Annotated in this window: 8 protein-coding genes and 1 pseudogene; 2 read left to right on the forward strand and 7 right to left on the reverse strand. The window is 35.6% G+C overall.

What is annotated here, in order from left to right; translation table 11 throughout:
• Positions 1-422: 422 nt before the first annotated feature.
• The 4 genes and pseudogenes from nusA to HGP29_RS03955 all read right to left on the reverse strand — a co-directional run.
• Positions 423-1,667, reverse strand: a pseudogene (gene nusA / locus HGP29_RS03940) (transcription termination factor NusA); the annotation flags it as partial.
• 39 nt (positions 1,668-1,706) lie between these two features.
• A complete protein-coding gene (locus HGP29_RS03945; RefSeq protein ID WP_168881043.1) occupies positions 1,707-2,177 on the reverse strand; it encodes a ribosome maturation factor RimP in 471 nt (156 codons plus the stop codon).
• A 235-nt stretch (positions 2,178-2,412) separates the two neighbouring features.
• Complete coding sequence (locus HGP29_RS03950; protein ID WP_168881044.1) at positions 2,413-3,057, reverse strand: c-type cytochrome; 645 nt, start codon at positions 3,055-3,057, stop codon at positions 2,413-2,415.
• A gap of 126 nt (positions 3,058-3,183) precedes the next feature.
• Positions 3,184-4,305 carry an NAD(P)/FAD-dependent oxidoreductase gene (locus tag HGP29_RS03955; RefSeq protein ID WP_168881045.1) on the reverse strand — a complete coding sequence of 374 codons (1,122 nt, stop codon included), beginning with the start codon at positions 4,303-4,305 and terminating at the stop codon, positions 3,184-3,186.
• A gap of 114 nt (positions 4,306-4,419) precedes the next feature.
• On the opposite strand from HGP29_RS03955, the gene HGP29_RS03960 reads away from it, so the two are divergent.
• A complete protein-coding gene (locus tag HGP29_RS03960) occupies positions 4,420-4,995 on the forward strand; it encodes a TerD family protein (RefSeq protein ID WP_168881046.1) in 576 nt (191 codons plus the stop codon).
• A 188-nt stretch (positions 4,996-5,183) separates the two neighbouring features.
• On the forward strand, positions 5,184-6,392 hold the full coding sequence (locus HGP29_RS03965) for an NAD(P)-dependent oxidoreductase (RefSeq protein WP_168881047.1): 1,209 nt from the start codon (positions 5,184-5,186) through the stop codon (positions 6,390-6,392).
• Positions 6,393-6,447: 55 nt separating this feature from the next.
• Here the strand turns inward: HGP29_RS03965 and HGP29_RS03970 are convergent, their stop codons facing one another.
• From HGP29_RS03970 to HGP29_RS03980, 3 genes are all read right to left on the reverse strand, one after another.
• Positions 6,448-8,187, reverse strand: a complete 1,740-nt coding sequence (locus tag HGP29_RS03970) for a glycoside hydrolase family 3 protein (protein WP_168881048.1) — start codon at positions 8,185-8,187, stop codon at positions 6,448-6,450.
• 158 nt (positions 8,188-8,345) lie between these two features.
• The gene (locus HGP29_RS03975; protein ID WP_211093193.1) at positions 8,346-10,724 is read right to left on the reverse strand and encodes a glycoside hydrolase family 3 N-terminal domain-containing protein; all 2,379 of its coding nucleotides are present in this window, start codon (positions 10,722-10,724) and stop codon (positions 8,346-8,348) included.
• A gap of 93 nt (positions 10,725-10,817) precedes the next feature.
• On the reverse strand, positions 10,818-12,455 hold the full coding sequence (locus HGP29_RS03980) for a RagB/SusD family nutrient uptake outer membrane protein (RefSeq protein ID WP_168881049.1): 1,638 nt from the start codon (positions 12,453-12,455) through the stop codon (positions 10,818-10,820).
• Positions 12,456-12,469 lie beyond the last annotated feature (14 nt).

Consider the following 12,469-nt stretch of genomic DNA (forward strand, 5'->3'; position numbering starts at 1 on the left):
GAATTTTCAGCCCTCTTTCTGCTTACAAATTGTTGGAATAACATAATTAAAGGAGGTCATTTTTATTAATAACCTCCTTCAAAAAATATTTTTTATCTAAAAAACGGAGAATTTAGAGATTACTTTTTGATAGCAGCTAATACTTCATCAACTGTTTCTTCTTCTAAATCTGTTTTTTCGATCACTTCTTCTCTTGTTAAAGATGTTACATCGATAACTGTAGCTAAACCAACATTTTTGAATTCATCGATAATCCACTCTTCAATTACGTTTTTGTATTGGTCAAGGCTCACTGCATTTTCTTTTGTATCCGCTTCTTCGTACTCTTCAATGTCATCAGAGTAGTCGATAAGATCTTCTAAATCTTCATCGTCTTGATTGGCATTGTTTTGAGCTCTACCGTTACCACCTTTTTGGTCTTCCTCGAATTGTCTCTTCATCACTTCCATAATAGCAATGATAGTTTCTTCTTCAAGTTCAGTTCTACGCTCAAGCTCTGTAACGGTGTGGTCAAGAACGGCACCTGCAGTATCTAAACCAATACGCTTGAATTCATTTAACATCCAGTCATCAAACATATCGTTGAATTCCATTACATCATAGTCCATGTCGTCATCTTGACCTTCCATGATTTCTCTAAATACGTCGATTTCGTAACCAACTAATTTAGAGGCTAACTTGATGTTTTGGCCATTCTTACCAATAGCTAATGAAACTTGATCTTGAGGTAAAGTTACTTCAACACGCTTCTCTTCGTCATTGATTTTAATACCAGCAATATGAGCAGGGCTTAATGCTCTACGGATCATTAAGTCTAAGTTCTCAGTGTAGTTGATAACATCAATGTTTTCGTTTTGTAACTCACGTACGATAGAGTGAATACGAGAACCTCTCATACCTACACATGCACCTACAGGGTCAACTCTTTCGTCGAAAGATTCTACAGATACTTTTGCTCTTTCACCTGGCTCACGTACAATGTTTCTGATAGCGATTAAACCATCAAAAATTTCAGGTACTTCGTTTTCAAATAAAAGACGTAAGAATAGAGGAGAAGTACGAGACAATACAATTTTAGGGTTGTTATTGTTCATTTCTACTCTATCAATTACAGCGCGGATATGATCACCTTTTCTGTAACGGTCTTTAGGAATCATCTCGTTTCTTGGTAGAGATAATTCGTTGTTATCTTGGTCGATGATGATAAACTCTCTGTGTAAAGTTTGGTATACTTCACCCATGATTAATTCACCAACACGCTCTTTATATTGATCGAAAAGAACTTTCTTTTCTAAATCTTTTACTTTTTGAATTAGTGTCTGACGAGCAGTTTGAACCATTCTTCTACCGAAGAAATCAATTTCTACTGCTTCAGCTACTTCCTCGTCAACCTCGAAGTCTTCTTCGATTTTCTTTGCATCAGTTAAATGAATTTGAGTCTGAGCATCAAAGTCCTCAGCATCATCAGCGACAATTTGACGGTATCTCCAGATTTCTAAGTCACCAGCATCAACGTTAATAATTACGTCAAATGTAGCGTCATCGCCATATTGCTTACGAATCATTGTTTTGAATACATCCTCTAGGATTTTGATCATAGTAGGACGGTCAATGCCTTTCATTTTGGCAAATTCCTTAAACGATTCGATTAATTCTGAACTGTTCATATCTGCAAATGTTTTGTTGTTATGTTTTATGTGTAAAAATTAATTGAAAGAAACCTCAATTACCGTTTGTTCGATATCTGAGAAAGGAATTTCCATCTCTTTAATTTCTACTTTCTTTTTTCCTTTTTCTTTGATTTCAGCATCAATAATAATGCTTTCTTCATTGACTACTTTTAGCTTTCCAGTAAACTTAGTATCGTTTTTACGAGTTACTTTTACCTTACGGTCAATATTTTTAACGTATTGACGGTGTAATTCAAGAGGTTCACCTACTCCTGCAGAAGTAACTTCAAAAGTATACTCATCTTTGATTAGCTCTCTTTCATCAAGCTCTCTACCTACAGCTCTTGAAACAGAAGTAACTTGTTCGATTGTTACTCCATTGTCTCCATCTAAAATGATGAGCACTTTTAAGCGTCGCATGCCTTTTGCTTCAATTTTCACAATGAAAGTTGATTCATCAGGTAAGTTTTGCTCAGCGATTTCTCTTATTTGTGCAGCTAAATCCATTATTTTTTCTTCAATTATTGAAATCTTTTCAGAAAACAACATCAAGCTTTTCTTAATGTGGAATGAATATCAATTATTTTTATTTGATAGTCAATGATTTAATGGTGATCATTTCCGTTTTTAAGAAAAAATGACAAACAAAAAAGGGAGACGATTTTCGCTCCCTTCTAGATGCTTTCCATGATGTTGTCACAAAGATAGAGATAACATCTAAAAATGCAATAAATTTTTTGTGCTACTTTCTTAGTGTTAACACATAATTAGCCAATGCCTCTAAATCTGAATCACTGATCTGAGTTTTGTTGTATTCTGGCATGTAAACACCTTTACCGTTTCTTACAACATTTTTAATACCGTCAAGATCTAATTCGCTTTCAGATAATTTTGCAGCACCACTTCTTTGTGCATCACCGTTTGGTCCATGACAACTTAAACAAGTTTTTCCATATACTTTTTGACCTTGTTTTTCTATTTCTGTTAGACCTTCTGAAGATACTTCTACAGCAGGTGCGTTAGTCATTGCTTTACGTTGCTTAGCTTTGTGCATTTCTGCCATTCCATAAGCCATTGTTAAGCATAATAATGAACCTAACATCATAACCTTGTTGCTCTTCTTTGTCGCAATTACTGCTAATGGAATAGAGGCCACCACTAAGCCGAATTTAATCCATAATGCAGTTGAGATGACAATATCCGAAGCGAATATCATATATAAGCCTGTAGCCAAAAATGAAAATGAAACGATCATTTCTGGTACTTTGATCACTTTACGAAACTTCTCGAATGACCCTTGATTTACAAAAAGTAAAATCGTCTTAATTAAGTAGATAAGGAAAAAAAGACTTACTACAATTCTGTGCGTTAAAATAACGTGTGACATTGCTGAAACTGAGATGTTTATTTGAACTAAAGTTTATTATTTGCGTGTTGATGAATGCTCTTTCATCTACTAATGCGTTGCAATATGCATCATAATTATTAAAACTTGAACATAATTAAATTGTTTTTACATGATGCCTGCTAATTGGGTTCCCACTTCAGAACCAATAGCAACTCCCATTCCTCCCATTCTAACTCCTATACCGATTCGATCTGATAATAACTTAACAATAGGAGCCTTTTGGTCCCCAAATCCCATAATTCCAGACCATCTCATATCTATTGTAAAATCATTTTTAGGTAGAATAACTTCTTTTAATAAAGATTCTAATTGCTGTTGAATATATGGAGTCGTTTGAAGAGATGTTGTAGTTTCTCCTTCATAATCGAGATGTCTGCCTCCGCCAAAAAGGACACGATCTCCAACGTTTCTAAAATAATAGTAGCCTCGATCATAATGGAAAGTGCCTTTAAAAGGAAGATTTTGAATAGGGGAGGTTATTAAAACCTGACCTCTTCCTGGGTTGACGTTAAGTTGAGGTAATAAACGGTTGGTAAACCCATTGATACAAATACAAAGTTGTTCAGAATAAAAATCAACTTTTTGTAATTCATGATGTGCCTGTACAATGACTCTGTTTTCTTCATCATAGAAATCAATGACTTCTACCCCCGTTATAATTTCAATGTCTAATTGTCTTGCTTTACTTAAAAGACCTTTCATCATTTTTCCGGTATGGATTTGCCCTTCAAACTGATTGAAAAGTAATTGTTGGACATGGGCATTTGAAAACTTGAATGCTGCGATTTTATCACTCACGTTTAAAAAAACGGGTGCTTTAAAAATCGGTTCTAATAATTTATTGACTTCTTGTAGTTGATCTAAGTAATGTAATTGTTCATTACTGATTAATTCATATCCACCGTATTGATGGTAATCAAATGGAAAGTTGGTCAACCGGTTCTTTAACTTTTCCAGACCCTTATACCTTTTCTCTACAGTACTTAAAACAATATCCTCACTATAATGCTGTAGATCGTCAATGATTTCGGTAAGGCTTCCAAAACAGGCAAAACCTGCATTTTTTGTACTTGCCCCAGTCGGAAAAATCCCTTTTTCTAAAATTAGGACTGATTTCGAAGGGTTTTTCTCTTTAAATTCAATAGCAGTGCTTAAGCCTACAATACCACTACCTGCAATAATCAAGTCGTATTGAATAAAGCTGTCTTTCTCCCAGAAGCTAATCATGTGTTTGTTTGGTATAGTAAATGTGTTGTTTAACTTTATTGTGGTTTATCTTTATGATTGGTAGATAAATCGTTTCTATAAGTTACAAAAGATAGCGTAAACTTTACTGATTCTATGGCAACGAAGATTGTAAAAAAAGGCAAAGGAATAAAGTTACAGGAAGTAGCTGCAAATAAGCTTACTAAAGTGAAAGTAGGTTTAGGTTGGGAAGTACGAAAAGGCGGGCAACTCGATTTGGATGCTTCTGTTTTTATGTTGGGTAAAGATAAAAAACTACCTAGTGATGAATACTTTGTGTTTTATAACAACCTTCAGTCACCCGATGGAATGGTACGTCATAAAGGTGACAACAGAACAGGAGATGGAATTGGAGATGACGAAGAGATTTTACTTAACCTTCCATATATAAGTCCAATGGTACATGAATTACGTTTTGTGGTAAGCATTTATGATGCACAAGCTAGGAGACATAATTTCGGTAACCTTGAAGAAGCTTATATTAGAATGATCGACTTGGAAACAGGAGGAGAGATTCTTCATTATGATTTAGATGCAGAGTTTAGTGATGATACAGAAGTGGAGTTCGCTAAACTGGTAAGAGATGGTGACGGATGGCAGTTTGTACCTACTGAGTTGGGAACGAAAATAGGACTGCAAGGTTATGTAGATCGCTTTATTCCAGAGCTATAGAAACAGAGTGAAATTTAATTTTCATAGTGATTTATAACAAAAAGTAGACTTTTAGTTAAAAAAATATGTTACAATATTGGACTTCTTGTTGGGGGTCTTATAAATTATTTACATCTTCGCAGTCTATTACACCCACTGTCCTAAGACAAATTTTTAGAGGGAATTAACTGCAAATACAGCATATAAGCATGAAAGTCGGAATCATAAAAGAAGGCAAAATACCTGAAGACAAAAGAGTGGCTCTAACGCCTGCACAATGTGAGGAAGTTTTAGAGAAATACCCTGATGTTGAAATTTATGTTCAAAAAAGCCCAATTCGTTGTTACAAAGACGAGGAATATCAGGAAGCAGGTATTGCTGTGGTAGATAATGTAGATGATTGTGATATCCTTTTAGGAATCAAAGAAGTGCCAATTCCAGAATTGGTTGAAAACAAAAAATACTTCTTCTTCTCTCATACTATCAAAAAACAACCATATAACAGAGAATTATTAAGAGCGATCATGTCCAATAATATCGATATTATGGACTATGAAGTACTAACAAGAGAAGATGGATCAAGAGTTATTGCTTTTGGACGTTTTGCTGGTTTAGTTGGTGCTTATAATGGTTTGTTAGCCTATGGTAAAAGAATGGGGACTTATGATTTAAAGCCCGCTCATCTTTGCCATGACTTAAATGAACTTTGGATCGAATGTAAAAAAGTGAAACTGCCACAAGACTATAAAATTGTTCTTACAGGTAGTGGTCGAGTAGCTAATGGTGCCGTAGAAACATTATTGGCCGCTGGAATTAAAAAGGTAAGCAGAGAAGACTTTATTAATGAATCTTTTGGTCAGCCTGTATTTGTACAGTTAAGATCAAAAGACTACCATGTGAAGAAAGACAATACTCCTTTCGAAATCAAAGATTTTTATGCTAACCCAGATGATTTTAACTCTACTTTTGGAGATTTTCTTCCTGTAGCAGACATGTTGGTTGCTGGTGCATTTTGGCACCCTGCTGCTCCAGTCTTGTTCACAAAAGAAGATATGAAAAAGGATGATTTTAAAATTAAAGTAATTGCCGATGTGACATGTGATATTGAAGGTTCTATTCCTTCTACTGTCCGTCCGTCTACAATTGCAGATCCTTTATATGATTTCAATCCTAAAACAGGTAAAGAGGAAGCCGCATTGTCTTCAGAAGATAACATTACGGTAATGGCAGTAGACAATTTGCCAAACGAATTGCCAAGGGATGCTTCTGAATCATTTGGTCGTCAGATGATTGATAACGTATTGGAAGATTTATTTATCGAAGATAAAGGGATTATTGAAAGAGCTACAATCACACATGGTAAACAACTTACTCCTAAGTTTAGTTACTTACAGGATTATGTTGATGGCAAAGAATAATCAATATTGATATAACATAAAAGGTTGCTGAAGATGAGTCCTCAGCAACCTTTTTTTATTGAATAGATTTTACTTTTTGTGGCAGTACAGGTGAGTGTTCGTTCATGGTAATCTCTCCATTTATAGCTTTAGCAATAGCCCTCTGACTGTATGGATCATCATTGTATACATTGATACGACTCCATATTTGTGGTAGGTATAAGATATTTTTATAAGGATCTCCAACACCAATAGATACTACCTTATTTCGTGGTAACATATTTGATGACCACATGCTGAGGGCTTCATCGCCATTAAATAATAGTGAACCCCAAGGTGCATTAGGTTTTGAATGATATATAAATAGAATTTTATCATAAGTGTTGTTCACTTCTTGAAGTTTACCCGCATTAGCAAAATATGATAGACCAACTTTTTCATCTACTTTATATCCTCTTTCCTGAAGTTCATTTTTTAAAGTCTTGAATTTACTTTTGATAGTATTTTGACTTACGTAAACGAATAATAGAGAAGGAGTTTCATCTGACTTAATTGGTAAGACATCATGTTTATTGGCGATAAGTGTGATGGCTTTATCGGCAATTTTTTGAGCAGTTTGCTTATTCTCCAATAAGGTAGTTTTAGTGATGTTTTTACATGCTTGATAGTCTTTATTAAATAATCCTTGCTGGGTTTTTATTCTCCAAACTCTTTGTACAGCATCATCTAGCCTGTCCATGGTAATAATTCCTCTTTCCACTCTTGCAACAATAGTATCCATAGTAGCTAAAGAGGGCCATAAAAGGATATCACAACCCGCAACGAAGCAGGCAACTTCAGTCTCTAATTGATTTGGGTAATAATTCGTGATCCCTGCCATATTGAGTGCATCAGAAACAACAACTCCATTGAATCCCATCTCTTTCTTCAATAATCCTTGTAAAAGTTCAGAAGAGAGTGTCGCAGGAAGGTATTCTCCATCTACTTGTTCTTTCTGATATGCTGGAAATGTAATATGGCCTGGCATAATTGCCTGTACACCTTCATTAATTACAGTCTGAAATACTTTACCATGTTCTTGATACCATTCATCCATAGACAGCTGCATAGAAGAAGTTGCAAAATGTTGATTGATAACATCTGTTCCATCTCCTGGAAAGTGCTTCGCAGTGGCTACAACACCATTACTTTGGAGTCCATTAATTTGATGTGGTAGCACTTTAATGGCTACTTCTGTTTGGTCTCCTGTTGACCTTGAATTAGTTAAAAAATTAGAAGGATTAAGGTTAATGTCTGCCACAGGGTTTAGTACCCAATTTATACCTAAACTTCTGGCTTCAGTAGCTAAAACTTTCCCAAATTGATGAGCTAATTCGGGTGACTGAGCTGCACCTAAAGACATTTCACCAGGAAGGTATGTATATTCTTTAATTACCTCTCCAAGACCCGATTCAAAATCTTCTGAAAGTAACAAAGGGTATTTGCTATTTTTTTGTAGTTCTTTTGCTATGGATTGAAACTTTTCAGGTGAAGTACCAACACTCCAATTGGCAAGAAAGGAAGATCCAATAGGGTATTTGGATAGAAAAGTTTTAATACTTCCATTGCCGTATTTTTCAATGTCTTTTTCTGAATAATTAAAGCAGATCACTTGCCCTACTTTTTCTCTAATCGATAACTCTTTCCAGCTCTCATCTATTGGGAAGCTATACGCTTGGTTAGGAGTGATGTGGGTTGTTTGCTCTTTTTGGGGTAATGAAGAGCAACCTATCAATAGACTACTTGCTATTAAAAGGGTACTTTTAAAATAATTCATTCTCTTTACTTCTTAATTTAGTTGCTTGCTATGACCGATAATGTTCTCGGAGCAATTTATTAAATTCTTTAGTTATTAAATCTTAAATACATAAAAAGCATCACTCTTCTTAATACTCAAGAAAAGTGATGCTCTGATGGATAGGTGACTACCTCAATTTATAGAATTCCTTTGTTAGAATTTTTAGGGAATTTGACTGTAGAAGTAACTTTTAAGTCTACTTCTTGATCACCAACATATAATTTGAAATCACCTTTTTCAGTAACATACTCCATATCCTGACCAATAAAAGCGAGATCTTTTCCAAATACTTTAAAAGTGATATCTTTTGTTTCTCCTGCTTTCAAATCAATCTTATCGAAACGTCTTAAACGAACTACATCTGGAGTGACTGATGCATATAAATCTTTAGAGAACAATTGAACTACTTCTTGTCCATCTCTTTTACCTGAATTCTTCACTTTTACTGAAACCGTAAATGATTCATCACCAGCAATCTCTGATTTAGATACTTTTAGGTTACTATAATCAAAGTCTGTATAACTTAAGCCGTAGCCAAAAGGATATTGTATACTTGTAGAGCCAACGTAGTCATACATACCTTCCATTTTTTCTGAAGATTCAGAAGGCTTATGATCGTATGTAGTTAAAGCGTTAGGGTATTTAGGATAAGTGTATGGAAGCTTACCAGATGGGTTTACTTCACCTACAAGAATATCAGCCAAAGCATCTCCACCAAAGTTACCAGGAAGGTAAGTATGGATTACACCTTTTGCTAAAGGTTCGATATTACTAATTAAGCGAGGGCGACCTTCATTCAATACCATAATGATAGGTTTTCCTGTTTTAGCTAATGCTTCAGTTAATGCTTCTTGGTTCTTGGAAATATATAAATCATCTAAGTTACCTGGAGCTTCAGTGTATGTATTTTCTCCTATACATAGTACAATATAATCAACACCTTTTGCGGCATTTACTGCTTCTTGAATATTGATATTTTGCTCTTCAAAGTATTGTCCATCGTTTACATATTCTAGGCCGGCAGCATATTTTACATTCGACTTTCCTAGCTTATTCTGAATTGACTTCAAGATCGTATTGTACTTGTCTGTAAACTCATGAACTTTTTCACCTTGCCAAGAATATGACCAACCTCCATTTAACGTTCTCATCGAGTTGGCATTTGGTCCTGTTACCAGCACTTTTGCATTTTTAGGTAATGGAAGAATATTCTTGTTGTTCTTTAATAAAGTAATCGATTCAGAAGCAGCTTTGTAGGCAGCATCTTCATGTTTTTTACTACCAAAATCAGGGTAGTCTTTTATATCAGTATAAGGCTTGTCAAAAAGGTTTAAGGCTAATTTAACTTGAACGATACGCGTTACAGCATCGTCAATTCTCTCCATACTTACTTCTCCTTCATTTACCAATTCGATTAGGTTAGTAGTGAAGTTGTAATTGTAGGGAACCATTGCCATATCGATACCTGCATTGATCGCAAGTTTTACTGCTTCTTTATGAGTGGCCGATACTTTGTCTCTATTGTGTATATTTTCGATATCAGCCCAGTCTGTTACTACGAGGCCTTTAAAACCAAGTTCTTCTTTTAATAAAGTTGTAAGAATTTTGTAGTTGGCATGTACAGGAATACCATTAATGATTCCTGAATTGATCATGATAGTATGAGAACCTGCATCGATCGCAGCTTTGTATGAAGGTAAGTAATGCTCTCTTAATTCGATTTCAGGTAAGTAGGTTGGCGTTCTGTCTTTCCCTGATTTTTCAGCACCATAGGCCACAAAGTGTTTGATACATGAGGCTACAGCATTTTTATTGGTTAAGTCGTTGTTTTTACCTTCATAGCCATCTACTGCAGCAGCACCCATTACTGAAGTGAGATATACATCCTCTCCATATGTTTCCCAAATTCTTGGCCATGCAGGGTTTCTGCCCATATCCAATACAGGTGAGAAAGTCCAAGGTATCGAACTTGCTCGAGTTTCATAAGCACAAATCTCAGAACCAATACGATTTAGTTCGGGATTCCAAGTGGCAGCCATACCGATTTGTTGAGGAAAAAATGTCGCTCCAGCCGTATAGGTAGTACCATGAATAGCATCAACACCATACAATAATGGAACACCAATTTCTGACATACTTTCTTTTTGAAGCATGGTAATTACTTCGTTCCACTTTTCTGGTGTTCTCGCTCTGTTGTTGGCTGTGTTTAATACTGAACCTACCTTATACTTTGCGATAGCTTCTTTTACTAATTTAGCATCCAACGATAATGGCTCATCACTTTCAAAAGCATTTTTACCTTTAGTGATCACATCTAATGTGATTTGAGTCATTTGTCCTACTTTTTCTTCCAATGTTAGTTTTTGGACAATTTGTCGGGCTTTTTCCTCGTTGCTCAAGTTGCTTGAGGCAATTTTTTCGATGTTGTTGAAATCATTGGCAGTTGTTGGAGAGCAAGAATAAATACTTGCTGCCAATGCAATCATTGCAAATCCTCTGACTGTGTTCTTAATCATCTTTATTTAGTTTTAAATGAAATGTGTAAGTATCGAGAAGAGAAAAATTCCCTTCCCGATGACTTATATTTTATAGAAAGTGTTTTGTTACTTCTAGTATCCTTGATTCTGCTTCAGTTTATTATTTAAATCAAGCTCTCTTTGTGGTATTGGTAAGAATCCTCTTTTTGATGCGTCGAAATTGATTATGAAATCATTTTCTACACCGACGTCTCCGGTCATATTTACTCCATTGATAATGTATTTTTCATCATCATGTGTTGGAGGAGTAAGTGTGTATGAAGGGACATCAAGTGTTTGCTTCGCATAATTTAATCCTCTTCGTAATACATCGAAGTATCTGTGGCCTTCAAGTGCTAATTCCAAACGTCTTTCTAAATAGATGGCGTCTAAATCTACACTTGCTAAAGGCTGAAGACCTGCTCTGTTTCTTACCTGATTCACATATTGTAATGCTTTCGCATCATTTATTCCTAAGTTCAGTTCTGCTGCCATTAATAAAACATCAGCTAATCTGATATAATGGTAGTTCTGATCGTAGTTTAATTCTGGAGCACCCGCACCTGCATATCTATAAGCATGTGTAGTGTACTTGTTGACAAACATTCCTGTATAGTTGAAGTGGGCTTCCATACCGTTGGCATTTGGAGCATCCAATAATTCTTTTGCATAGACGATAGTAGAAGATTTTCTAGTATCATTTTCTTCGAATAATGCTTCTAATTGACGAGTAGGAGCACCAAAACCCCAACCTTGTGCTAATAAATCTGACGAGTGACCTCTAGGGCCTGACATAATACATTGGTAGTTACCAAGTTTGTTGTGAGACCAATCTCCAGTTCCTGTATTGGCAAAACAGATTTCAAAAAGAACCTCCTTGTTGAAGTTGCCGTTTGCGTTGAATAAATCCGCATAATTTGCTGATAGACTAGCACCTGAATTTTGAATGATATCTTCAGCCATTGCAATCGCATCAGCTTTAGTAAAAGGTTCATGATCTTCAACAGGCATTGCATCTTTTTGGTAATACCCTGTGTAGAATAAGAACATCTTAACTAGTTCAGCTTTTGCAGCATACTTTGTCAGACGACCAAGGTCACTATCTACATGACGTTCTGCCATAAGTGGGATAGCATTAATCATATTTGCTGCAGCGTATGCATAGCTCTCGTCTGGAGTAGCCTGTTCTATATCTTCCCAGTTATCACCACCTAATGTTTCTCTTACGATAGGTACATTTTCAAATAGACGTAAGACTTCAAAGTAGTAATGTCCTCTTAGGAAAAGTGCCTCGCCTTCGATATGACTTTTTAACTCTTGCTCATTTGATTTGAACTCGATCTTATCGTAACCTTCTAATAAAGTGGTAGCTCTTTGGATACCTACGTAACATTTTTTCCATGTTTTCTCACCCTGTTGGCTTACTGCTCTAGCATCAAACCTTGCAGCTTGTTGCCATCCTAGCATATCGTTCGAATTGGCTCCACCTGGATAAACATCATCTGACATTACATCAGCAGTCATTGCTTGAGGCATGGCTTGCCAATCCAAATTATCATTTCTCAGTAATTCATACGTTCCAATTAAAGCTTGCATGGCTTCAGTAGATGTTCTGAAGAAACTATCCTGATCTTGAGAATCTTTAGGAGTAATTTCGAGAAATTTGGAACAAGAGGTCATCGTCATAAATAATGCGAAGACGACGGTTATATATTTAATGTTTGTTTTCATTGTTGTTTGGTATT

The organism is Flammeovirga agarivorans (genome assembly GCF_012641475.1).
GTDB lineage: Bacteria > Bacteroidota > Bacteroidia > Cytophagales > Flammeovirgaceae > Flammeovirga > Flammeovirga agarivorans.

Excerpts from the sequence above, each read along its gene's own strand:
- HGP29_RS03980 (WP_168881049.1), bottom strand. The coding sequence starts at position 12,455 with ATGAAAACAAACATTAAATATATAACCGTCGTCTTCGCATTATTTATG.
- HGP29_RS03950 (WP_168881044.1), bottom strand. The coding sequence starts at position 3,057 with ATGTCACACGTTATTTTAACGCACAGAATTGTAGTAAGTCTTTTTTTC.
- HGP29_RS03955 (WP_168881045.1), bottom strand. The coding sequence starts at position 4,305 with ATGATTAGCTTCTGGGAGAAAGACAGCTTTATTCAATACGACTTGATT.
- HGP29_RS03965 (WP_168881047.1), top strand. The coding sequence starts at position 5,184 with ATGAAAGTCGGAATCATAAAAGAAGGCAAAATACCTGAAGACAAAAGA.
- HGP29_RS03945 (WP_168881043.1), bottom strand. The coding sequence starts at position 2,177 with ATGGATTTAGCTGCACAAATAAGAGAAATCGCTGAGCAAAACTTACCT.
- HGP29_RS03970 (WP_168881048.1), bottom strand. The coding sequence starts at position 8,187 with ATGAATTATTTTAAAAGTACCCTTTTAATAGCAAGTAGTCTATTGATA.
- HGP29_RS03960 (WP_168881046.1), top strand. The coding sequence starts at position 4,420 with ATGGCAACGAAGATTGTAAAAAAAGGCAAAGGAATAAAGTTACAGGAA.
- HGP29_RS03975 (WP_211093193.1), bottom strand. The coding sequence starts at position 10,724 with ATGATTAAGAACACAGTCAGAGGATTTGCAATGATTGCATTGGCAGCA.